This is a genomic window from Pseudomonas hefeiensis, from assembly GCF_030687835.1.
Taxonomy (GTDB): Bacteria; Pseudomonadota; Gammaproteobacteria; order Pseudomonadales; family Pseudomonadaceae; genus Aquipseudomonas; species Aquipseudomonas hefeiensis.
Genome location: NZ_CP117449.1, coordinates 5369736 through 5392745 on the forward strand (window position 1 = coordinate 5369736; position 23010 = coordinate 5392745).

The 23010-nt window shown below is 57.9% G+C and carries 15 protein-coding genes, 2 tRNA genes, 3 rRNA genes and 1 pseudogene; 6 read left to right on the plus strand and 15 right to left on the minus strand.

What is annotated here, in order from left to right:
- The first annotated feature begins 47 nt into the window (after positions 1–47).
- Together PSH57_RS24190 and PSH57_RS24195 are read left to right on the plus strand one after the other, a co-directional pair.
- Positions 48–1208 (plus strand): hypothetical protein, encoded by a 1161-nt coding sequence (locus PSH57_RS24190; protein ID WP_305385899.1) that lies wholly within the window; start codon positions 48–50, stop codon positions 1206–1208.
- 174 nt (positions 1209–1382) lie between these two features.
- Positions 1383–1910, plus strand: a complete 528-nt coding sequence (locus tag PSH57_RS24195; RefSeq protein WP_305385900.1) for an SET domain-containing protein — start codon at positions 1383–1385, stop codon at positions 1908–1910.
- Positions 1911–1920: 10 nt separating this feature from the next.
- On the opposite strand, the gene can is transcribed toward PSH57_RS24195, so the two are convergent.
- A complete protein-coding gene (can, locus tag PSH57_RS24200; RefSeq protein ID WP_003205581.1) occupies positions 1921–2565 on the minus strand; it encodes a carbonate dehydratase in 645 nt (214 codons plus the stop codon).
- A 132-nt stretch (positions 2566–2697) separates the two neighbouring features.
- Here can and PSH57_RS24205 point away from each other — a divergent pair, with 132 nt between their 5' ends.
- Complete coding sequence (locus PSH57_RS24205; RefSeq protein ID WP_256230966.1) at positions 2698–3102, plus strand: serine kinase/phosphatase; 405 nt, start codon at positions 2698–2700, stop codon at positions 3100–3102.
- 225 nt (positions 3103–3327) lie between these two features.
- Here the strand turns inward: PSH57_RS24205 and rimI are convergent, their stop codons facing one another.
- Both rimI and PSH57_RS24215 read right to left on the minus strand, forming a co-directional pair.
- A complete protein-coding gene (rimI, locus tag PSH57_RS24210; RefSeq protein WP_003205585.1) occupies positions 3328–3780 on the minus strand; it encodes a ribosomal protein S18-alanine N-acetyltransferase in 453 nt (150 codons plus the stop codon).
- Positions 3773–4552, minus strand: coding sequence for an energy transducer TonB (locus PSH57_RS24215; protein ID WP_305385901.1), 780 nt, complete (start codon positions 4550–4552; stop codon positions 3773–3775). Before PSH57_RS24215 ends, rimI begins: the two co-directional genes overlap by 8 nt.
- 180 nt (positions 4553–4732) lie before the next feature.
- Here PSH57_RS24215 and mksB point away from each other — a divergent pair, with 180 nt between their 5' ends.
- Genes mksB through mksF form a run of 3 tightly spaced genes read left to right on the plus strand, consistent with a single transcriptional unit; the run spans position 4733 to position 9541 of the window.
- Positions 4733–6013 (plus strand): Mks condensin complex protein MksB, encoded by a 1281-nt coding sequence (gene mksB, locus PSH57_RS24220; RefSeq protein ID WP_305385902.1) that lies wholly within the window; start codon positions 4733–4735, stop codon positions 6011–6013.
- Positions 6003–6704 carry an Mks condensin complex protein MksE gene (mksE, locus tag PSH57_RS24225; protein ID WP_256230969.1) on the plus strand — a complete coding sequence of 234 codons (702 nt, stop codon included), beginning with the start codon at positions 6003–6005 and terminating at the stop codon, positions 6702–6704. Before mksB ends, mksE begins: the two co-directional genes overlap by 11 nt.
- Positions 6701–9541 carry an Mks condensin complex protein MksF gene (mksF, locus tag PSH57_RS24230; protein ID WP_305385903.1) on the plus strand — a complete coding sequence of 947 codons (2841 nt, stop codon included), beginning with the start codon at positions 6701–6703 and terminating at the stop codon, positions 9539–9541. Before mksE ends, mksF begins: the two co-directional genes overlap by 4 nt.
- 194 nt (positions 9542–9735) lie before the next feature.
- Here the strand turns inward: mksF and PSH57_RS24235 are convergent, their stop codons facing one another.
- The 12 genes and pseudogenes from PSH57_RS24235 to ilvC all read right to left on the minus strand — a co-directional run bounded on the left by PSH57_RS24235 (position 9736) and on the right by ilvC (position 22990).
- Positions 9736–12039 (minus strand): PqiB family protein, encoded by a 2304-nt coding sequence (locus tag PSH57_RS24235; RefSeq protein ID WP_305385904.1) that lies wholly within the window; start codon positions 12037–12039, stop codon positions 9736–9738.
- Positions 12032–12655, minus strand: a complete 624-nt coding sequence (locus tag PSH57_RS24240; RefSeq protein WP_305385905.1) for a paraquat-inducible protein A — start codon at positions 12653–12655, stop codon at positions 12032–12034. Before PSH57_RS24240 ends, PSH57_RS24235 begins: the two co-directional genes overlap by 8 nt.
- The gene (locus PSH57_RS24245) at positions 12642–13301 is read right to left on the minus strand and encodes a paraquat-inducible protein A (protein ID WP_305416158.1); all 660 of its coding nucleotides are present in this window, start codon (positions 13299–13301) and stop codon (positions 12642–12644) included. Before PSH57_RS24245 ends, PSH57_RS24240 begins: the two co-directional genes overlap by 14 nt.
- A 149-nt stretch (positions 13302–13450) precedes the next feature.
- Positions 13451–13566 (minus strand): 5S ribosomal RNA (gene rrf / locus PSH57_RS24250).
- Positions 13567–13710: 144 nt separating this feature from the next.
- Positions 13711–16600: ribosomal RNA gene (locus PSH57_RS24255) — 23S ribosomal RNA — on the minus strand.
- Positions 16601–16842: 242 nt separating this feature from the next.
- Positions 16843–16918: transfer RNA gene (locus PSH57_RS24260), tRNA-Ala, on the minus strand.
- A gap of 30 nt (positions 16919–16948) precedes the next feature.
- A tRNA-Ile gene (locus PSH57_RS24265) sits at positions 16949–17025 on the minus strand.
- A gap of 158 nt (positions 17026–17183) precedes the next feature.
- Positions 17184–18719: ribosomal RNA gene (locus tag PSH57_RS24270) — 16S ribosomal RNA — on the minus strand.
- The 16S, 23S and 5S rRNA genes sit together here with 2 tRNA genes alongside, the layout of an rRNA operon.
- A gap of 553 nt (positions 18720–19272) precedes the next feature.
- Complete coding sequence (gene msrQ / locus PSH57_RS24275) at positions 19273–19893, minus strand: protein-methionine-sulfoxide reductase heme-binding subunit MsrQ (protein ID WP_305385907.1); 621 nt, start codon at positions 19891–19893, stop codon at positions 19273–19275.
- Entirely contained in the window at positions 19893–20906 is a 1014-nt protein-coding gene (msrP, locus tag PSH57_RS24280; protein ID WP_305385908.1) for a protein-methionine-sulfoxide reductase catalytic subunit MsrP, read from the minus strand. Before msrP ends, msrQ begins: the two co-directional genes overlap by 1 nt.
- 63 nt (positions 20907–20969) lie before the next feature.
- Positions 20970–21827: a CDP-diacylglycerol--serine O-phosphatidyltransferase gene (pssA, locus tag PSH57_RS24285; protein WP_305385909.1), complete on the minus strand. Its 858-nt coding sequence runs from the start codon at positions 21825–21827 to the stop codon at positions 20970–20972.
- Positions 21828–21970: 143 nt separating this feature from the next.
- Positions 21971–22990, minus strand: a pseudogene (gene ilvC / locus PSH57_RS24290) (ketol-acid reductoisomerase).
- Positions 22991–23010 lie beyond the last annotated feature (20 nt).

A 23010-nucleotide genomic window follows, 5' to 3' on the forward strand; every position in this document is an offset into this window, starting at 1 on the left:
TGGCTACACCCTGTTCGAGGGGTCCACACGCTGAAAAGGATCTGAGCATGTCCAAACTCGCCGTACTTTCTCTTGCCACCCTGGCCTTCAGTGCCGCCGCCCACGCCGCCGACATAGACGTACAACTGGGTAGCACCGAACGCGTCACCCGTCTCTTTGCCTACCCCAACAACTGCAACGTCATCTGCTTTCGCGACTGGACCCTGGAACAGACCGTCGAGCACTACCTGAGCCAAAGCGTGCAGCGCGACGGCTACGGCACGGCCAAGGTCCACGTCAAAATCGATAACGACAAGGTCTATGCCAGCATCAGCGGGGTACCGAAGAGCTACGGCCAACCACTCAAGGCCCTGCTCGACGCCGGTGACCTTGCGTACAAAGGCGCCACCAAACTCAACAGCGATAACAAATGGGCCTACGACTGGTACTTGTTCCTACCGCTGGGCATGGCTCTGGAAAACCGCAAGAGTGTCGAGTTGCTGCACTTCCCGCCGGACTACTCCCTGACCCAGGCCCAAGACTATCTGGAGTCGGCCACCACCGACCGTTGGGCCACGCTGCTGACCGTCAACGGAATCGCGGTTGAACAGACGCCGGCCTACCAGACCATCATCGACATCGCGCCCATCGCGGCGCCTTCCAACGCCGGCAGCACACTGGCGGGGCTCTACAGCTACTTCAACGACTACCAGACCACCATGGTCACGCAGGTCACCCAAACCGCCAGCGGCGCCGCATTGCCGATGGTGGCCTTTGGAGCGCCCGTTCGGGACTGGATCAAGACCCAGTACGGCCCAACCGTGAATGTACTCGGCCTGGCGACCATCACAACCGGCAGCGGCGTCAAGGTTCCGGTCCTGGGCTCCAATCACCCGAGCTACATCTGGTATGCCGCCGATCCTGACAGCTACGACGGTGACCAGGCCAAGGCGGATGCGGCAGGTTTGAAAGTCATGGGCCAGGACCTGAGCGCTGCGTGCTGGCAAGCCGGCATGGGCAGCAAACCGGGCACCGATCCGAGTGCGCAATTAAACCAATGCACACAGACCTGGCAGGTCACGCAAAAGGAAGAAACCTGTGAGCTGTTCTATACCTCGATCCGCAAGCTGTCTGCGGACGAAGCGGCGAAAAAATGCGCGGTACCGGAGATCAAATCACAACTCCAGCAATTGAAAGTCCCCATGCCACCGCTGCCTGACGCGGTGTAACCCCCAAGGGCTTTCCTGCGTAAGCCTGCGCTCACGCGGGAAAGCGCCTTTGGCTCCTGTCAGAGTCGACAGTAGATGTCGTTTCAAGGTTGCGCGAAGCTAGGCAGGTTTCAACGACCGCTGGCAGGATCGCCAGCGCCAGAAGGCTGAGCGTCCTACGCGACAGGGACCGTCATGACCACCTTCCTTGCAGACAGCGCTTTCTCACCGAACCGGGACGGCATCTACCCCGAGAAACAACTCAGCACGCGCATGGGTTATCCATCCAGGCACGATTTCGAAGTACGCCAGACGACTAACGGCCGCGGCAATGGCATCGTCGCCCGCAAGCGGTTTGCCCCGCTGGAAAGGATGTGCAGGGTATCAGGGCTGATCGTGAACCGACGACGCCTGCATACACTGCAGATCCTGCCGGACATCCACATGTATGACCCGCGCTTCGCCGGATTGCTGCAGCACTCTTGCAGCCCGAATGTCTTCCTGGACATGAGCGAACTGTGGTTATGGGCGCTGACCAGCATCGAGGCAGGTGACTGCCTGACGATGGATTACGCCAGTACCGAACAGAAATTGTATCGACAGTTCGCCTGCCGGTGCGGTTCGTCCAACTGTCATGGCTGGATCACCGGCTATGACGAACCGCCCAACGAGCGAGGGATGAAATTCCTGCGGCACTGGCGTCGCCGCTGTCATCGCGACTGAATGAGCCGAATCAGGGCGCGTCGACCGGACGCAGCCGATACTGCGGCGGCAACTGCTCGAAACCGCTGATCGTAGTGTCCAGGCTTTTCCAGCGACCATCCTTGATCCCGTAGATGCAGCCATGGATCGACAATTTCTGCCCGCGATGCCAAGCGTTCTGCACAATGCTGGTGTGGCCGACGTTGGCCACCTGCTGGATCACGTTGAGCTCGCACAAGCGATCCACGCGCTCTTCTTCGGTCGGCAATTGGCCCAACGCTTCGCGATGCTCGTAGTACAGGTCGCGAATCGAGCGCAGCCAGCCATCGATCAGGCCCAGTTGACGGTCCTGCATCGAGGCACGCACGCCGCCACAGCCGTAATGGCCGGTGACCAGGATATGTTTGACCTTGAGCACGTCCACCGCGTACTGAATCACCGACAGGCAGTTGAGGTCAGTGTGCAGCACCACGTTGGCCACGTTACGGTGCACGAACAGATCACCGGGCAGCATGCCGACGATCTCGTTGGCCGGCACCCGCGCATCGGAACAGCCGATCCACAGATACTCAGGCGTTTGCTGACGGGCCAGCTTGGAAAAGAAGTCAGGATCTTCCTGCTTGATCGCATCGGCCCAGCGTGCGTTGTTATCAATCAGATCTTGTAATTCGTTCATGCTATCTAGCCCTCGAGAATAGTGCGCAACTTTGACAGACGACCGCCCGTCGAGGTCACGTCCATAATGCCGTTGGAATTCTCGCCACGGCTGTGGGTCCACCCAGTAAGCCCCACAGTATGAGGAATTGCCATGAATGATTCACGACGTCCTTTCGACGCGGTGCAACCGGAACCCATCGACGATAATGAAGACCGCATGGGCTCGATGCATGAGCTGGAATTCGACGAACAAGAGCCCAGCGCGAAGATCGGCGACGAACTGCCGGAAAACGAACGCGAGCAATTGATGCCACGTGAACGCGTGCGTGAGGCCGGGCTGACAGGGGCTTCGACGGATGATCACGAATCCACCGACGACGACATGAGCCCGGAAACGCTCATTCGCGAAGACGGCGCCCGGGACGCCCATGAGGCCGGCGACGACGAGCAGGCCGACTGGGATCTGAGCGTGGTGGATGAAGATGATATTGGTGGGGGTGACGGGCTGGATGAAGCGGAAATGGCCGATATCGATCCGCTGGATGGCAAGCGGTAAGCGCCGATAGCGTTGGGTCAGCTTGCATCAAGGTTTTGAATGTGCTGTCGCCATCGCGAGCAGGCTCGCTCCCACATGGGTATTGGGCTGGTCGCAGGATCCGGGTTAACCGCAGATCCCCTGTGGGAGCGGGCTTGCTCGCGAAAGCGGTGGGTCAGCTTGCATCTGTTGTGAATGTGCCGCCGCCTTCGCGAGCAAGCCCGCTCCCACCGGGGGTCGTGGTGTTCAATCCACCAAAGTACAGGCCATGACCACCGCATCTTCGCGCCCGCCCACCGCAGGGTAATAATCGCGCCGTCGGCCAATTTCATTGAAACCATAGCGCTCATACAGCCGGAACGCCGTGCGGTTGCTGTCACGCACTTCCAGGAAGCACTCCCGAGCCTCGGCCTTGTAGGCAATCGACATCAGGTGCTCCAACAGCCGCAAACCCAAGCCACGGCCCTGGTTTTCCGGCTTGACGGTGATGTTGAGCAGGTGCGCCTCATCCAGAATGATTTGCACCACACCGTGACCCACTTGCTGCTGGCCTTCGAACATCAGCCAGATCTGGTATTTGCCCAGCCCGTCGAGAAATATCCCGCGGGTCCAGGGGTGGCTGTAGGCCGCATATTCGATTTTCAGTACAGCGTCGAGGTCCGCCTCGGTCATCGGGCGGAACGATACAGCGTCACTCATTCGATTCTTTCCAGCGCGCCATCAGCCGGCGCATGGCTTGCCAGACATCAGCCTTGCGCTGTGGCGTCTCCATTAACAATTCCAGGCCGGGCAACGCCCAGGCCGAGCCCAGGCCTTCGACCTGCAACTCGCGATTGAACGCTTGCGCGTCCACCTCGCCAGCAAACTTCACCGCCGGCAAGCCGATCAGCCACAGGCACACGCAGGGCTCATCCTCGAGTCGCGCCGAGACAAAACCCTGGACAAAATCCCGCGCCGCTTCCGGCCCCTGGTCCATGGTGCCGCGTGACAACAGCGGCCAGCGCACCGGCTCGCCAATGATCTGCGGGCTGTCCGGCAGGCCGGCGGCGCGCAACATGTCCTTGAGCAACAGATACGCCGGATCGCGGCTTTGAAACGGTTCGCCCGTGGGCAATTCCACCAGTAGCAGGCAACGCCCGGCCCGCAGCAATTGCAGCGCGAAACGCGGCGGTGCGACGTAGGGTGCCTTGGGTGGCGCCTCGACAATCTCTTCCACCGGCTTGGCGTTGGTGCGGGTCGAGGCCAGGCTCGGGCGCGGAACCTCGACCTTCGGCCGTTCGACCACGGGCGCCATCGGCTCGGCAACCGTCCTGGCCACGGGCGCGGTCACGACCGGCTCGATATCCATCGGCTCGGGCGTTTCCAGCAGCTCGGGCCGCGACGGGGCGGCGAACGGCAATTCGGTACGCGGCAGCCAGTTGACCACCTGCATGGCGGTCAGATAGGCGCGGCGGCGGGACTCGATAAGCAAGGGTCGGCCACTTGTGGATAACTGAAAGTGGAAGGGATTCTACCGCCCTTCGAGGCAGATCGCTTCCCTGTTGAATCAATAGTTGAGCGATTCAACCGACAGTCCGTCTCAGGGGTGAATCGCAACCGGCCTGATGCAGTACAATCGCCCCTTTTAATTGCCAACCCGACGGCCATTGCGATGATCGAACCCAAGCGCGTCTTGCGCGCCCTCGCTGAACACTGGGCATTGCTGGAACCTTTGTGCGAGCACTTCGACCAGGGCACCCTGAGCCTCAACGAATTGCGTTCACAACTGGCCGCCCAACAACTGGACAGTACGCCCCAGGACATCACCAGCCTGCTGGACGTGTGGATCCGCCTGGACATCCTCGTACCGGTGGCAAAAAGCCCGAACCGTTTCGAGCTCAACGCCCAGATCCATGACTTCCTCGCCTACCTGCGCCGCGAACACCGCCTCGGCCTGTGCCTGGAAATCGAAGCCTACCTGCGCCACCTCGAGCGCCTGGCCGGCTACATCCAGGACGCGTTCGACATACGCGACGGCAACGACCTGGCCCGCCAGTTGCGCCTGCTGGACATGCGCGTACGGGACGTACTCAAGAAACTCGCCAACGACGAACAGGCACTGGTAGCAGTGGCCGAACGGGCCAAGACCAGCGACCGGCAGATTCCGTTGCGCCAGCGCTACGCTGAAGTGCTGGCGACCTGGGATGAATACGTCGAACCGATGATCCAGTTGGTGAACGCCGACGGCGCGTTCGAGCAAGGCGTGCGCAAGGTCGAGAACGTGTTATTGCGCATGCTCACCGAACAGCAGCGCCTCGGTCACCTGGTGGACGACGACATGTTGCTGCGCACCCACGCACGCATCCTCGAAATGCAGACCAGCGCCCAACTGACCCTGCGCCATGCCCGTGAGCTGTTGCTGCCACTGCGCGAAGAGGCTCGCCGCCACAACGCCGTGACTCGTGGCGCGGCCCTGGCCCTGGCCGCCATTCGCCGTAAAGGCATCGACGCCGTGCCGCAAGCCGCCATGCCGCTGTTCACGCGGCCGCAGAGCACCTTCCTGGGCAGCGCCAGTCAGGTCGAAGCCTACGTCTATGCGCTGGCCCGTTTCGAACCGAAACCGGCGCGCTTCCCCAAGTCCCACAAGACCCACAAGAGCGGCGAGGCGCCGCGCGCGCCACGCACCGTGCGCGAGATGGTCGAGCGTTGCGAAGATGCGCTGCCAATGCCGGACCTGATGACCTGGTTGCTGGAGCAGGAACCGGACGGCGCCACCGACGAATTGCTGTACTGGTTCTCGCGCCTGTCGCGGGAAAAACGTTTCAAGCGCGAGCGTCTGGAACGCCGCGACTACCACACTCACGAGCATCAGGTCAGCCTGCGCTCCTTCGCCCTGCTCTCGGCCCGCGACACCGCCGCCGAGGATTCTGCGAGCATCCCCCATGCATCTTGATCTATCCGAACTGTCCCAACTGGCGCCGATTTTTCGCGAGCTGTTCAAGGGTTACCACGTCAGCCGCCGCGACCCGGAGCTGTATGCGCAACTGTCGAACTTCCAGGACCAGTACCGCACGCTGTTCAAGGCACTGGGTTTTGAGCTGGTGTGTGACACCCGAGGCTTCTACTATTTTGTGCCGGACCTGGCTGCCGCCGCGGTGAACAAGACCGCCCAGCGCCTGGCGCTGTTTACCTTCATCCTCGTCGAGCACCTGGCCGACCAGGGCCGCGACCCGATTGCCGTGCTCGACGGTGGTAGCCTGGGTCGCGATGAGTTGCCCTCGCTTTTGGAAAAGTATCGCGACCTGTTCCTTCAGGCCGAAGTGCAGACCCAGGAAGAGCTGGAAGAAAAAATCATGCGCCGCATGACCCAACTGGGTTTTGCCAGCGAAGAGAACGGTGTGTACCGCTTCCTGCCGCCGATGCACCGTTTCCTCGACGTCTGCCTGTCGGTCCAGCAGGACCGCGACCTGGCCGCCAGCCTGCACAGCGTGCTGCCGTTGCCCGTGCCGGTGCTGATCGACGAAGACAGCGACGAGAAACTGCTGCAAACCGATGATCCGCTGGACCTCAGCCCCTTTGACGCTGAGAGCGAAGAAGACGCACTGGCCCGCGCCATTGCCGAAGAACAGGAGACCGACGCATGAGCAAGGAACGCTACGGCATCCGCCGCTTTGCCCTTTTAAACACCGCCGGTTACAGCCTGGGTCTGTTCCCGCTGGAAGAACCGCTGTCGGTATACGGCGCCAATAACCTCGGTAAATCCGCGTCGATCAACGCCTTGCAGTTCCCGATCCTGGCGCGCATGTCGGACATGAGCTTCGGTAAGTACAGCCTGGAGCAATCCCGGCGGTTCTACTTTGCCTCGGACACCAGCTATATCCTGGTGGAGGTCGCCCTGCCCCACGGCCCGCACGTGATCGGTGTGGTCGGACGCGGCCCCGGCGGCGGTTTCGGCCACCAGTTTTTTGCCTACGCCGGCAAGCTGGACCTGGCCCATTATCAGAAAGACGACACCTGCCTGCGTCAGAAAGAGCTGTTCACCAACCTGGAGCGTGAAGGCCTCAAAGCCTACGAACTCAAGCCTGATGAACTGCGACGCCTGCTGGTGGGTGGCCACACCTCGATCCCGCTGGACTTGACGCTGATCCCGCTGCGGTCCACCAGCGAGCAAAGCCTCAAGACCTTCCGCGCACTGTTTATCAACCTGCTGCACATGCGCGAAATCACTGCGGCCAAGCTCAAGCAACTGTTCCTCGATGCCTTCGAGCACAGCCTGCGTTCCGGTAGCGTGGATTACATCGCCGCGTGCGAAGAAGCCTTCCGCGATGTACGACGCATGGAACAGGACTACAACTCCCTGGTGGCCGCCGGGCCGTTGGTGGAAGCCCTGGCCAATGGCGTGAAGCAGCGCGATGTACTGCGCGGCAAACTGCATCGCCTGTCGCCTCTGCTCGACTCGCTGCTGGGCACTTGGTCGGACTACGCCAGTGCGCGCAAGGAAGAGCTGACCATTCAGGCCGAACACTACCGCAACGAGCAGGATTCGCTGCAGAACGACCAACGCGGCGGCACCCAGGAACTGATGCGACTGGAACGCGAAATCAGCGGCATCCAGCGCTGGCTCGGCGAACTGTCGGTGCTCAAGCATCGTTTTGCTCTGGTCGATGACGTCAAGGTCCTGGAGCAGCAACTGCTCGCGGCCAAGGACGCCCACGACGAACTGGCCGGCGCCCTGGCCCAGTCCCGGCAGTTCAGCGCCGAAGACCTGGATGAGCGCCTGCGGGATCTGGAAAAACGCCTGAAGTCGGTCAAGCAGCAACTCGATCACGCCGACAACAACAGCTACGCCCGCCTGCGGGAAGAGTTCTCGCAGCAGGACGTCGAACGCCTGATGCGCCTGTTCAACAGCGCCCTGTTCAGCCTGCCGCTGGGCGAGCATGGCATCGCGCTGGACGAGAACGGCGATTGGGTCAAATCCATGGAACTGATCCTCGACGGCTTCAAAGGTGAGCGTTTCGAAGTACCGGGCCTGTCCATTGACCTGTCCCACATCGAACCGCCGGCCCTGCAAGCCCTGGCCGACCGCGCCGCGCTGCGGGACCAGAAAGAACGGCTGGAAAAAGAACTCAAGCAGCTCAAGACCCAGCAAGCGGTGGCCGCCGACCGGGCCGCGAGCAAGACCCAGACCGAGGCGCTGTACCAGCAGGTCCTGGATGCGCAGAAAGCCCTGGAAGACTTCCGTCGCAGCCAGACCCTGAGTGCAGAGGAAGGCGAGAAGCTCGAGCAACTGGCGCAGATGGAAGCCGCCCAGGACGAACTCAAGCGCTCCAGTGATGCCTTCACCGAACGTGTCCAGCAGTTGTCCGCCAAGTTGCAACTGGTGGGCCGGCAGATCGCCGACATGGAAGCCAAGCAACGCACCCTCGACGATGCCCTGCGCCGTCGTCAATTGTTGCCGGCGGACCTACCGTTTGGCACGCCATTCATGGACCCGGTCGACGACTCCATGGATAACCTGCTGCCGCTGCTCAATGACTATCAGGACAGCTGGCAGGGCCTGTTGCGGGTCGATGGCCAGATCGAAGCGCTGTACGCCCAGGTACGCCTCAAGGGCGTGGCCAAGTTCGACAGCGAAGACGACATGGAGCGCCGCCTCCAACTGTTGATCAACGCCTATGCCCACCGCACCGACGAAGCCCTGACCCTGGGCAAGGCACGGCGTGCAGCGGTGACTGACATTGCCCGGACCCTGCGCAACATCCGCAGCGACTACGACAGCCTCGAGCACCAACTGGCGCTGTTCAACCGCGAGATCAACAAGCGTCAGGTCTCCAACCTGCAGAGCTTCCGGATCGTTCTGGCCCCCAACAAGGAAGCGCTCAAGCACATCGACCAGATCATCCACAGCGCCGGCCAGTACGAGGAAGGCGAGACCCTGTCGGTGTTCGACCTCAGCCAGAGCGCCGAGCAGGACAACAAGAACGAAGAGGCCAAGGAATACCTGGCGCGGCTGGTGGCGGCCAACCACAACCAGCTCGGCCTCAAGGATCTGTTCGAACTGGCCTTCGAGATCACCAAGGTCAACGGCCAGCCCGTGATCCACACCGATATCGATGGCGCGGCGTCCAACGGCACCACGATGACCATCAAGGCGCTGACCAACATGTACTTGTTGCTGCACCTGATGGACCGTGAACAGGCCGGGCGCGTGCGTCTGCCGTACTACCTTGACGAAGCGGCCGACATCGACGAGAAAAACCAGGCCGCGCTGCTGGAAACCAGCCTGCAACTGGGTTTCGTACCGATCCTGGCCAGCGTAAAGCCGCAAGTCTGCGCCAGTGTCGCCATCGACCTGGAAGGCGGCAGCGGCCCGAACGGCATCTACATCGACGAGGCGGACTGGAAATACATCCGACGTCACGATGCGGTGAAAGCCACCGTGAACGTGCAGGCCGACGAGCCGGAGCTGGATCCGGTTTGAGGTAAGTAGCCGGATACAAAAAAGGCCGCGATCCAATGGATCGCGGCCTTTTTCATTGCGGTGGGCTTTTTAGGATTATCGCGAGCAGGCTCGCTTCCACAGGTTTAGCGTCGTTCATGGCACTCAGGTACGACACGTATCATGTGGCAGCGAGCCAGCTCGCGATGGCGTCAGAACAGGCAGATTGCCCCCAATCACTTGCCCAGCTTGATCTTCGGCGCCCAGGTCAGCCATTCATCTTCAAACTGATCGAACAACGGGAAGGTCTGCTCCGGTCGCGCCGGGTTGCCCATCCGCTCGCCATCCGGCGTGGCAAAAGCGATGCCGCCCTGGATAAGCGTCTCCAGCGACTCCGTCCGCACCGTCGCGCCTTTGAACAACCCGAAGTCCATGCCGAAGCCACTGGTATTCCAGAACCGCGTGCCGCTGCGCACCAGTGGCGCGTACTTGGGCTCGATCAGGATATGGACCAGCACACGGTCCGCCGTCTGACCCAATTCATAGCCGGTAACCTTACCCACGGTAATCTCACGATACGTCACCGGCACACCGGTCTTCAACGAACCACGGCGAGCGGCGCTCAACACCAGACTCAGGCCGGCTTCGGGGACAACCTTTTGCGGCGGACTGGCGAGGGCCACGAAATTTTTCTGCGGCCCCAGGTTTTTCACCGGTGGTTGTACTTCGATGTACTGCCCGGTCACCAGCGTCTCCAGGTTCGAGGTTTTCATCAGCCCCAGTTCGGGCTTGACTACCCAGAACTGAGAGCCGACCCGGGCAATACGTTCCGGCACCTCGGTGATACGTGCGGTGAGCAGAATGGATTGCATGTCGGCGCTGAGGTCCACGTCCTCGATCTTGCCCACATCCAGCCCTTTGAAGCGAATCGGCGTACCGCTGCGCAAACCGTCGGCGCGATCGACCTTGATCGTCACTATTGTGCCTTTCTGTTGCGCGGCTTCGCGGTCTGCATGCAGGCGGAACCGTGGGATGCGCCTTTTCAACGGCACATTGGGCTCCGGTGTCTCGAAAGAAATACCGCCGGCCATCAGGCTTTGCAGGGATTCGCTCTTGACCTGGATACCGCCGGTCAAACCACCCGTGAGCGTAATCCCACTGGCGTTCCAGAACCGGGTCGATCCGTTGACCAGACCTTCGTATTCCTTCTCGATGTGCACACCAATGATCAACTGCTTTTTCTTGCGGGAGAACTGGTAGCTCTGCACCGATCCAACCTTGACCTGTTTGTAGAGAATCGGACTGCCGACCTCCAGTGAGCCCAGGTTTTCAGTGAGCAGGACCAGGTGCAGCCCGGGCGAACGCAAGTCCAGCGGTGGTGCCTTCGGCCTGGCTTCAAATTCGCGCTGCGGCGCGCCGCCCTTGTCGCCGGGACGTATGGCGATGTAGTTACCTTTGACCAGCGCCTCAAGGCCCGTAATCCCCGCCAGGGAGATCGACGGCTTGACCACCCAGAACTGGGTGCCGGTCACCAGGTAATCCTCCGCCAGTGGGTCGAGGGTCAACTCAGCAGTAGCGCTGGACAGGTCCGGATCGACCTTGAGATTCTTCAGGCTGCCGACCTGGATACCTTTGTACATCACCGGGGTACGACCGGCCTGTAACCCTTCGAAGTCGCTGAGCTTGACCTTCACGCGGATGCCGGCGGCGGCGGCGTCGAAGTCTTCATAAAGACGGAACGGCAAGCTCGGGTCCGTGGGCGGACTGTCTTTGCGAGTCTCCGGCGTGGCGAACGCGATACCACCGGCCACGATACTCGCCAGGGATTCGCTGCGCACTTTGACGCCCGACAGGTTGGCATCGATGCTGATGCCGCTGGCATTCCAGAAACGCGTATGTTTTCGCACCAGACTGGCATAAGTCGGCTCGATGTAAATTTTGATTTCGACCGTGCTCTGGTCCTCGGATAGCAGGTAGCTTTTCACCTGTCCGACCTGGATCTGTTTATAGAACACTGGGCTGCCACGGTTCAGCGAGCCCAGCCGCTCGGCCTTGAGGGTCAGGTGCAAACCGGGCTTGGCGTCCGATAGCGGCGGCTCTTCGGCCAGGGCTTTGAATTTACGGATCGGCTCCCCCTCCCCCGGGCTGATGGCCACGTAGTTACCGGAAACCAGGGTTTCCAGGCCGGTGATCCCGGCCAGGGTCACGCTCGGTTTGACCAGCCAGAAACGTGTCCCGGTCTTGAGGTATTGCTCGACGTCCTTGTTCATCTCAATGGTTGCGACCACGCCTTTGGAGTTGCCTTCGTCATCGAGCTTGAGGGTCTTCACTTTGCCGACCGGCATACCCTTGTAGACAACTTCAGTCTTGTTGACCTGAATGCCCTCGCCGCTTTCAAAGCGCACATTAATCTCGATGCCGGTTTCGTTGTAAGCCCGCCAGCCGAGCCAGCCGCCAATAATCAAGGCAATCAGCGGCAAGACCCAAATCGCGGACCAGTTCGAAGCCGGTCGGGTTTTAGCGGTAGGCAAATCAGTCATGGTCGTCATCCGACTCCGTGTTATCCCAAATCAGTCGGGGATCGAAAGTTACTGCGGCAATCATTGTCAAAATCACTACGCTGGCAAAAGCGATTGCACCAAGACCGGCTTCGACACTGGCGAGCCGGCCAAAATTCACCACTGCTACTAAAATGGCGATCACAAAAATATCCAGCATCGACCAGCGCCCAATGAACTCGATAAAACGGTACATAAGGATGCGTTGTCGTGCAGACATGGGCTGGTGCCGTTGCACGGAAAACAGCAACAAGCCAATGCCCACCAGCTTGAAGGTCGGCACGACGATACTGGCGATGAACACCACAGCAGCAATCGGAATCATGCCGTGCTGAACCAACTCGATGACCCCGGCCATGATGGTGCTCGGAGCACCTTGCCCCAGCGAGTTGATGGTCATGATCGGCAGCATGTTGGCCGGGATGTAGAGAATCGCGGCGGTGACCAATAACGCCCATGTGCGCATCAAGCTGTTCGGGCGACGAGGATGAACCAGGGCGCCGCAGCGGGTACAGGTTTGTGTATCGACGTCAGCGTCCTGCCGATTCAACTCATGGCATTCGGTACAAATCCAAATGCCCGCATCAATCGCCCGCATGGGCATCCTCTCCTGATAACGCTTGCCATATCTGATGCGGCGACATCACCACCTCCAGCCAGACCTGAACCAGCAACAAACTGATAAAACACGCCAGACCAAGCCCCACGGTAATGGCCGCCATGTCTGCCAACTTGACGATGGCCACCAGCACGCCCATGAGGTAAACCTCCAGCATGCCCCAGTCGCGTAAATGGTGATAAATGCGATACAGCAATAAACCGTAGCTACGGCCGATATTCCAGCGGATGGTCAGCAGTACGGCCAGTTGGCAAAGCAGTTTAAGCAGCGGAATGCCCATGCTGCACAGGAAGACCACCACCGATACGCCTTGCATGCCGGTATTGAACAAACCGACCACGCCACTCCAAACGGTGTCCTGGGAAGACTGCCCGAGTAGATTGAGCTGCATGATGGGTAAAAAGTTCGCCGGCACATACAACAGCAGAGCGGCAATGACCAAGGCAAGACTGCGTTCGACCACGTTGTGTCGGTGAGCATAGAGCTCATACCCACAGCGGGGGCATTCGGCTTTTTCGCCATGAGCCAGCTGGGGCTTGCGCATCAACAGGTCGCACTCATGGCATGCCACCAAGTCATCCAACGGCAGATCTGACAACCGAGGGGTGTCAAACGGATCGGGCATAAAGAGCTCTGGCTCAACTAGGGTGGAGGTTATTCTAGTGCGCTGGCTTGAAAATAACTGTGCAATTTTATTACCAGCGTCGGCAAACATTTATTACAGGCAAAACAAAACCCCTACCTGCATCAGCAGATAGGGGTTTCGGAATTTAATCTTGACGATGACCTACTCTCACATGGGGAAACCCCACACTACCATCGGCGATGCATCGTTTCACTGCTGAGTTCGGGATGGGATCAGGTGGTTCCAATGCTCTATGGTCGTCAAGAAATTCGGTAGCCGGTGCGTGCCTTGCGGTCACGTGCCAGCGAATGGGTATGCGATAGATTTGTGTGTTGTGCGAACTTTCGGTTCATAGCGTCTTCACACACCCATCTGTGCCTTTTCGGGTCACAAATTGCTTGGGTGTTATATGGTCAAGCCTCACGGGCAATTAGTATGGGTTAGCTCAACGCCTCACAGCGCTTACACACCCCACCTATCAACGTCGTAGTCTTCGACGGCCCTTCAGGGGACTCAAGGTCCCAGTGAGATCTCATCTTGAGGCAAGTTTCCCGCTTAGATGCTTTCAGCGGTTATCTTTTCCGAACATAGCTACCCGGCAATGCCACTGGCGTGACAACCGGAACACCAGAGGTTCGTCCACTCCGGTCCTCTCGTACTAGGAGCAGCCCCTCTCAAATCTCAAACGTCCACGGCAGATAGGGACCGAACTGTCTCACGACGTTCTAAACCCAGCTCGCGTACCACTTTAAATGGCGAACAGCCATACCCTTGGGACCGGCTTCAGCCCCAGGATGTGATGAGCCGACATCGAGGTGCCAAACACCGCCGTCGATATGAACTCTTGGGCGGTATCAGCCTGTTATCCCCGGAGTACCTTTTATCCGTTGAGCGATGGCCCTTCCATACAGAACCACCGGATCACTAAGACCTACTTTCGTACCTGCTCGACGTGTCTGTCTCGCAGTCAAGCGCGCTTTTGCCTTTATACTCTACGACCGATTTCCGACCGGTCTGAGCGCACCTTCGTACTCCTCCGTTACTCTTTAGGAGGAGACCGCCCCAGTCAAACTACCCACCATACACTGTCCTCGATCCGGATAACGGACCTGAGTTAGAACCTCAAAGTTGCCAGGGTGGTATTTCAAGGTTGGCTCCACGCGAACTGGCGTCCACGCTTCAAAGCCTCCCACCTCCTACACAAGCAAATTCAAAGTCCAGTGCAAAGCTATAGTAAAGGTTCACGGGGTCTTTCCGTCTAGCCGCGGATACACTGCATCTTCACAGCGATTTCAATTTCACTGAGTCTCGGGTGGAGACAGCGCCGCCATCGTTACGCCATTCGTGCAGGTCGGAACTTACCCGACAAGGAATTTCGCTACCTTAGGACCGTTATAGTTACGGCCGCCGTTTACCGGGGCTTCGATCAAGAGCTTCGCGTTAGCTAACCCCATCAATTAACCTTCCGGCACCGGGCAGGCGTCACACCCTATACGTCCACTTTCGTGTTTGCAGAGTGCTGTGTTTTTAATAAACAGTCGCAGCGGCCTGGTATCTTCGACCGGCGTGGGCTTACGCAGCAAGTGCTTCACCCTCACCGGCGCACCTTCTCCCGAAGTTACGGTGCCATTTTGCCTAGTTCCTTCACCCGAGTTCTCTCAAGCGCCTTGGTATTCTCTACCCAACCACCTGTGTCGGTTTGGGGTACGGTTCCTGGTTACCTGAAGCTTAGAAGCTTTTCTTGGAAGCATGGCATCAACCACTTCGTCACCCAAAGGGTAACTCGTCATCAGCTCTCGGCCTTAGAATCCCGGATTTACCTAAGATTCCAGCCTACCACCTTAAACTTGGACAACCAACGCCAAGCTGGCCTAGCCTTCTCCGTCCCTCCATCGCAATAACCAGAAGTACAGGAATATTAACCTGTTTTCCATCGACTACGCTTTTCAGCCTCGCCTTAGGGACCGACTAACCCTGCGTCGATTAACGTTGCGCAGGAAACCTTGGTCTTTCGGCGTGGGTGTTTTTCACACCCATTGTCGTTACTCATGTCAGCATTCGCACTTCTGATACCTCCAGCAAGCTTCTCAACTCACCTTCACAGGCTTACAGAACGCTCCTCTACCGCATCACCTAAGTGATACCCGTAGCTTCGGTGTATGGTTTGAGCCCCGTTACATCTTCCGCGCAGGCCGACTCGACTAGTGAGCTATTACGCTTTCTTTAAAGGGTGGCTGCTTCTAAGCCAACCTCCTAGCTGTCTAAGCCTTCCCACATCGTTTCCCACTTAACCATAACTTTGGGACCTTAGCTGACGGTCTGGGTTGTTTCCCTTTTCACGACGGACGTTAGCACCCGCCGTGTGTCTCCCATGCTCGGCACTTGTAGGTATTCGGAGTTTGCATCGGTTTGGTAAGTCGGGATGACCCCCTAGCCGAAACAGTGCTCTACCCCCTACAGTGATACATGAGGCGCTACCTAAATAGCTTTCGAGGAGAACCAGCTATCTCCGAGCTTGATTAGCCTTTCACTCCGATCCACAGGTCATCCGCTAACTTTTCAACGGTAGTCGGTTCGGTCCTCCAGTTAGTGTTACCCAACCTTCAACCTGCCCATGGATAGATCGCCCGGTTTCGGGTCTATTCCCAGCGACTAGACGCCCTATTAAGACTCGCTTTCGCTACGCCTCCCCTATTCGGTTAAGCTCGCCACTGAAAATAAGTCGCTGACCCATTATACAAAAGGTACGCAGTCACCCAACAAAGTGGGCTCCCACTGCTTGTACGCATACGGTTTCAGGATCTATTTCACTCCCCTCTCCGGGGTTCTTTTCGCCTTTCCCTCACGGTACTAGTTCACTATCGGTCAGTCAGTAGTATTTAGCCTTGGAGGATGGTCCCCCCATATTCAGACAAAGTTTCTCGTGCTCCGTCCTACTCGATTTCATGACTAAGAGATTTTCGCGTACAGGGCTATCACCCACTATGGCCGCCCTTTCCAGAGCGTTCCGCTAATCTCAAAGCCACTTAAGGGCTAGTCCCCGTTCGCTCGCCACTACTAAGGGAATCTCGGTTGATTTCTTTTCCTCAGGGTACTTAGATGTTTCAGTTCCCCTGGTTCGCCTCTTGCACCTATGTATTCAGTACAAGATAACCATCTTATGATGGCTGGGTTCCCCCATTCAGACATCTCCGGATCACAGTCTGTTTGCCGACTCCCCGAAGCTTTTCGCAGGCTACCACGTCTTTCATCGCCTCTGACTGCCAAGGCATCCACCGTATGCGCTTCTTCACTTGACCATATAACCCCAAGCAATCTGGTTATACTGTGAAGACGACATTCGCCGAAAATTCGCATGCTCAAAGAGCACTCACAAATTTTACCTTAGCCTGATCCGTTACCAGTGAAAGTAACGTCCAGTCTATCTTTCTATCACATACCCAAATTTTTAAAGAACGAACTAGTCAAAGACTAGAAATCAACATTCACCATCGAACCGATGGAATGCTCATTTCTAAGCTTTATACAATCGAAGCAGTAGTGGTGGAGCCAAGCGGGATCGAACCGCTGACCTCCTGCGTGCAAGGCAGGCGCTCTCCCAGCTGAGCTATGGCCCCGTATTTCTACAGGCTTTTCCCACACAAAATTGGTGGGTCTGGGCAGATTCGAACTGCCGACCTCACCCTTATCAGGGGTGCGCTCTAACCAACTGAGCTACAGACCCAATTTCGAGCTAATAAGGCCGACCTCACCCTGCTCTTTACCACAGAGCATGGGGTGCGCTCTAACCAACCAAGCCACAACCCTTTTGGCTGCTTTTTCGTCTTCTTCAATGAATCAAGCAATTCGTGTGGGAGCTCATGAGCAGCTGCGGTCGTCGATTAAGGAGGTGATCCAGCCGCAGGTTCCCCTACGGCTACCTTGTTACGACTTCACCCCAGTCATGAATCACACCGTGGTAACCGTCCTCCCGAAGGTTAGACTAGCTACTTCTGGTGCAACCCACTCCCATGGTGTGACGGGCGGTGTGTACAAGGCCCGGGAACGTATTCACCGCGACATTCTGATTCGCGATTACTAGCGATTCCGACTTCACGCAGTCGAGTTGCAGACTGCGATCCGGACTACGATCGGTTTTGTGGGATTAGCTCCACCTCGCGGCTTGGCAACCCTCTGTACCGACCATTGTAGCACGTGTGTAGCCCAGGCCGTAAGGGCCATGATGACTTGACGTCATCCCCACCTTCCTCCGGTTTGTCACCGGCAGTCTCCTTAGAGTGCCCACCATAACGTGCTGGTAACTAAGGACAAGGGTTGCGCTCGTTACGGGACTTAACCCAACATCTCACGACACGAGCTGACGACAGCCATGCAGCACCTGTCTCAATGTTCCCGAAGGCACCCTCCATCTCTGGAAAGTTCATTGGATGTCAAGGCCTGGTAAGGTTCTTCGCGTTGCTTCGAATTAAACCACATGCTCCACCGCTTGTGCGGGCCCCCGTCAATTCATTTGAGTTTTAACCTTGCGGCCGTACTCCCCAGGCGGTCAACTTAATGCGTTAGCTGCGCCACTAAGAGCTCAAGGCTCCCAACGGCTAGTTGACATCGTTTACGGCGTGGACTACCAGGGTATCTAATCCTGTTTGCTCCCCACGCTTTCGCACCTCAGTGTCAGTATCAGTCCAGGTGGTCGCCTTCGCCACTGGTGTTCCTTCCTATATCTACGCATTTCACCGCTACACAGGAAATTCCACCACCCTCTACCATACTCTAGCTCGACAGTTTTGAATGCAGTTCCCAGGTTGAGCCCGGGGATTTCACATCCAACTTAACGAACCACCTACGCGCGCTTTACGCCCAGTAATTCCGATTAACGCTTGCACCCTCTGTATTACCGCGGCTGCTGGCACAGAGTTAGCCGGTGCTTATTCTGTCGGTAACGTCAAAACACTAACGTATTAGGTTAATGCCCTTCCTCCCAACTTAAAGTGCTTTACAATCCGAAGACCTTCTTCACACACGCGGCATGGCTGGATCAGGCTTTCGCCCATTGTCCAATATTCCCCACTGCTGCCTCCCGTAGGAGTCTGGACCGTGTCTCAGTTCCAGTGTGACTGATCATCCTCTCAGACCAGTTACGGATCGTCGCCTTGGTGAGCCATTACCTCACCAACTAGCTAATCCGACCTAGGCTCATCTGATAGCGCAAGGCCCGAAGGTCCCCTGCTTTCTCCCGTAGGACGTATGCGGTATTAGCGTCCGTTTCCGAGCGTTATCCCCCACTACCAGGCAGATTCCTAGGCTTTACTCACCCGTCCGCCGCTCTCAAGAGGTGCAAGCACCTCTCTACCGCTCGACTTGCATGTGTTAGGCCTGCCGCCAGCGTTCAATCTGAGCCATGATCAAACTCTTCAGTTCAAACATCTTTGGGTTTTGAGAAAACCCTAAACTTGGCTCAGCAATCGTTGGTTACATCTTTGATTTCTCGCGGAGCAACTTGTGATGCTGATAATCTGTTGACTAGCAGTCTGACTCCACAAGCACCCACACGAATTGCTTGATTCAGTTGTTAAAGAGCGGTGGGTTGAGCCTTTCGTCTCAACCGAGGCGCGCATTCTACAGCGCCCGATGTATCTGTCAAGCGGTTATTTTTGAAGTTTTCAAAGTTTTGCTTTCCAAAACTTCAGCAACTTCAACCACTTGCGCTTCCGATCTCTCGTTAGCGGGAGGCGAATTCTACAGCGTTACTCGCTGCTGTCAACACCTCTTTTTGACCGCTTTCGATCGAGAAGACCGGATCGTTAACGAAGCCATGTAAGCCGCCCCACCAACTGCTTCCCAGGCTTCGATGATCTGAAGCCCTGCGCCGCCAAAAATCGTTTAACTCATTGAAACTCAAGGAGTTTTTCGTTTCGACTGCGCCGGAAGTGGGGCGAATTATAGACGTCCAGGATTTGCCGTCAAGCGTTAATTACGCTTTTGTTGCAGAAGGTGCTTTGCGACCCATTAAGCGTGGAATCCGGCGCATAACCGGCGGAACTCTCAACATCAGCAGCACGGCCCCTATAGAAGCGTAAATCGACCATTCCTTAAGATCCGCCCGCACGATCCACAACATATGCAGCAATCCAAGGCCCAAGATCGGATAAACCAGGCGATGCAGTTTTTTCCAGCGCGCGCCCAGTCGCCGCTGACTGTAGCGATTGGAAGTAATCGCCAGTGCCAAGAGCCCCAGAAACCCAAGCGCCCCAACAATAATATAAGGTCGCTTGCTCAACTCAACGCCCAGTTGCGACCAGTCGAATCCCAGGATGAACGCCGTATAACCACTCAGATGCAACACCACGTAAGCAAAACACCACAACCCCAGCTGACGCCTGACCGCGATCCACCCCGCCCACCCCGTGAGCTTCTGCAACGGCGTCATGCTCAAGGTGATCAACAGCAAAATCAGCGTGCCCAACCCGAGCCGATCCACCAGCACCTTGCCCGGGTCAGGCCCCAACTTATTCATCAACGCCTCGTAGAGCCAGAGCAACGGCCAAACCGCCGCCGCGACAAACACGCCGATTCGCCAGACTGGAAAACGCATCAGTAATCCTTCCTCAAGTCCATCCCTGCATATAAAGAAGCGACTTCATCCTGATAGCCGTTAAACATTAAGGTATCGCGAACATTGGGACTGAACAGCCCGCTCGGCAGGCGGCGCTCCCGCGCCTGGGTCCAACGCGGGTGATCGACGGTCGGGTTGACGTTGGCGTAAAAGCCGTACTCGTCCGACGCAATACTTTGCCAGGTCGTCTTGGGCTGCTCGCTGACCAGGCTGATGCGCACAATGGACTTCACACTTTTAAAACCGTACTTCCACGGCACTACCAAGCGCAACGGAGCACCGTTCTGGTTGGGCAATTCTCGTCCGTACATCCCTACCGCCATGATTGCCAGCGGATTCATCGCTTCATCCAGTCGCAAGCCCTCCACATAGGGCCAGTCGATCAAAGCGAACCCCGAGCGCTGCCCAGGCATGGTCTTGGGATCCTGCAGGGTCTCGAAACGAATGTACTTGGCCTTAGAGGTCGGCTCGACCTGCTTGAGCAACGCAGAGATAGGGAAGCCGATCCACGGAATAACCATGGACCAGGCCTCCACGCAGCGCAGGCGATAGATTCGCTCCTCCAACTGGTAAGGCTTCATGAAGTCTTCCAAGGCATAGCGCCCCGGCTTGCCCACCTCCCCATCCACCACCACGCTCCAGGGCTCGGTTTTCAAGGATCCGGCATTGGCCGCCGGATCACCTTTACCGGTTCCGAATTCATAGAAGTTATTGTAATGAGTGGCGTCTTTGAACGGTGTGATGGCCTCATCCTTGACCGTAACCGCGCCCCATTGAGTGGACGGCAGTTTCTCGGCAAACCAGGACGGTGCCTTGCCGGGCTCGACATCCGCATAACGCGCAGCATCGGCAGCACTGGCCCAACGCGGGAGCCCGCTCACGGCAAGACCCGCCATGGCGGCCCCCAGCATTTGGCGACGGGATAGATAAAGGGATTCTGGCGTGACGTCCGACTCAAGGCAGTCGGACGACTTGGGGATCTTGATCAGCATGACAACTCCGCAGCATTGGAGGGCAGATGCACCAATAGACTGCGGAGTATGAGGGAAATTACATCACTCGGCTTTTTTGTGCCGACGCAGGCGCAACAGATATTGAACCGGACCGGAAGCGGCATAGGCGAGGAACACCAGCAACAGGATACGTGGCGGGTCACTGAAGACCACCGCGAACACCAGCACCACTGCCAGAATCGCAACGAACGGCACCCGCCCCTTGAGATCCAGCTCCTTGAAGCTGTTGTACTTGATGTTACTGACCATCAGCATCCCGGCCGCCGCGACTAACAGCGCCACAAGGAACGACATCTTCGACCCCTGGATACCGTAGTCGCTGAAAGCCCAGACGACACCGGCCACGACACCCGCCGCGGCAGGACTCGCCAAGCCGATGAAGTAGCGCTTGTCGGCCGTACCGACCTGGGTATTGAAACGCGCCAGACGCAACGCGGCACCGGCGACATAAATGAAGGCGACCATCCAGCCGACCTTGCCCATGTCCCCCAGCGCCCAACCGAACGCCAGCAGAGCCGGCGCCACGCCGAAAGCGACCATGTCCGACAGCGAATCGTATTCGGCGCCGAACGCGCTCTGGGTATTGGTCATGCGGGCCACGCGCCCGTCCAGGCCGTCGAGCACCATGGCAACAAAGATCGCAATGGCAGCGAAGGCAAAGTAACGACTCGCCCCGGCACCATCGCCGGCACTCAAGGCAGCCTGGGCACTCATGGAACTGATGATGGAATAGAAACCGGCGAACAGGTTCGCAGTGGTGAACAGATTCGGCAGCAGATAGATGCCACGGTGCCGGACCTTACGACCTTCAGCGTCATGTCCTTCTTCGACGTGCTCATCGATGGGCAGCAGGCTTTCGGCGTCAGGAGCCTGGTTGGGCTCGTCGGGGCGTTCGCTCATGGACAGTACCTTGCAACGGTGTGAAAAATTCGACAGGTGTCTGGGACGAGGGTTCGGCCGCAAACGATGCAGCTTTATACCAGAAGCTACCGCCCAAACGAAAAAACGCGGCCAGGGCCGCGTTTTTCGATCAAGCTCGCGACTTAGTTCTTGGCTTTGTCGACGATCTTGTTGGCACCGATCCACGGCAATCATCGAGCGCAATTGCTCGCCAATGATTTCGATACCGTGGGCGGCGTTGTTGCGACGCTTGGCGGTCATCGAAGGATAGCCGGTAGCGCCTTCGCTGATGAACATCTTGGCGTATTCGCCGTCCTGAATACGTTTCAGGGCGTTGCGCATGGCCTGGCGGGACTCGGCGTTGATGACTTCCGGACCCGTCACGTACTCGCCATATTCAGCGCGTTGTTGGAGATCGAGTAGTTCATGTTGGCGATACCGCCTTCGTACATGAGGTCAACGATCAACTTCAGTTCGTGCAGGCACTCGAAGTAGGCCATTTCCGGCGCATAGCCAGCTTCAACCAGGGTTTCGAAACCGGCTTTGACCAGCTCGACAGTACCACCGCACAGAACGGCTTGTTCGCCGAACAGGTCGGTTTCAGTTTCGTCCTTGAAGGTGGTTTCGATGATGCCGGTACGGCCGCCGCCGACACCCGCTGCATAGGACAGCGCAACGTTCTTGGCGTTGCCGGAGGCGTCCTGATAGATCGCGATCAGGTCAGGGATACCGCCGCCCTTCACGAATTCGGAACGAACGGTGTGGCCTGGAGCCTTCGGCGCGATCATGATCACGTCGAGATCAGCGCGTGGCACGACCTGGTTGTAGTGAATCGCAAAGCCGTGGGAGAAGGCCAGGGTGGCGCCTTTCTTGATGTTCGGCTCGATTTCGTTCTTGTACAGCGACGACTGGAACTCGTCCGGGGTCAGGATCATGACCAGGTCGGCGGCGGCAACGGCAGAAGCCACGTCGGTGACTTTCAGGCCATGAGCCTCGGCCTTGGCAACGGTGGCCGAGCCTTTACGCAGGCCGACGGTCACGTCAACACCGGAGTCCTTCAGGTTGCACGCTTGGGCGTGACCTTGGGAACCATAACCGATGATGGCGACTTTCTTGCCTTGGATGATCGACAGGTCGCAGTCTTTATCGTAGAAAACCTTCATGAATTACCCCTATATCCGGC

Coding starts and splice junctions, on each gene's coding strand:
- msrQ (WP_305385907.1), bottom strand. CDS start 19,893: ATGCGTTTTCCAGTCTGGCGAATCGGCGTGTTTGTCGCGGCGGCGGTT.
- pssA (WP_305385909.1), bottom strand. CDS start 21,827: ATGAGCGAACGCCCCGACGAGCCCAACCAGGCTCCTGACGCCGAAAGC.
- can (WP_003205581.1), bottom strand. CDS start 2,565: ATGAACGAATTACAAGATCTGATTGATAACAACGCACGCTGGGCCGAT.
- PSH57_RS24190 (WP_305385899.1), top strand. CDS start 48: ATGTCCAAACTCGCCGTACTTTCTCTTGCCACCCTGGCCTTCAGTGCC.
- rimI (WP_003205585.1), bottom strand. CDS start 3,780: ATGAGTGACGCTGTATCGTTCCGCCCGATGACCGAGGCGGACCTCGAC.
- PSH57_RS24240 (WP_305385905.1), bottom strand. CDS start 12,655: ATGCGGGCGATTGATGCGGGCATTTGGATTTGTACCGAATGCCATGAG.
- PSH57_RS24235 (WP_305385904.1), bottom strand. CDS start 12,039: ATGACTGATTTGCCTACCGCTAAAACCCGACCGGCTTCGAACTGGTCC.
- mksB (WP_305385902.1), top strand. CDS start 4,733: ATGATCGAACCCAAGCGCGTCTTGCGCGCCCTCGCTGAACACTGGGCA.
- PSH57_RS24195 (WP_305385900.1), top strand. CDS start 1,383: ATGACCACCTTCCTTGCAGACAGCGCTTTCTCACCGAACCGGGACGGC.
- mksF (WP_305385903.1), top strand. CDS start 6,701: ATGAGCAAGGAACGCTACGGCATCCGCCGCTTTGCCCTTTTAAACACC.
- msrP (WP_305385908.1), bottom strand. CDS start 20,906: ATGCTGATCAAGATCCCCAAGTCGTCCGACTGCCTTGAGTCGGACGTC.
- PSH57_RS24245 (WP_305416158.1), bottom strand. CDS start 13,301: ATGCCCGATCCGTTTGACACCCCTCGGTTGTCAGATCTGCCGTTGGAT.
- mksE (WP_256230969.1), top strand. CDS start 6,003: ATGCATCTTGATCTATCCGAACTGTCCCAACTGGCGCCGATTTTTCGC.
- PSH57_RS24205 (WP_256230966.1), top strand. CDS start 2,698: ATGAATGATTCACGACGTCCTTTCGACGCGGTGCAACCGGAACCCATC.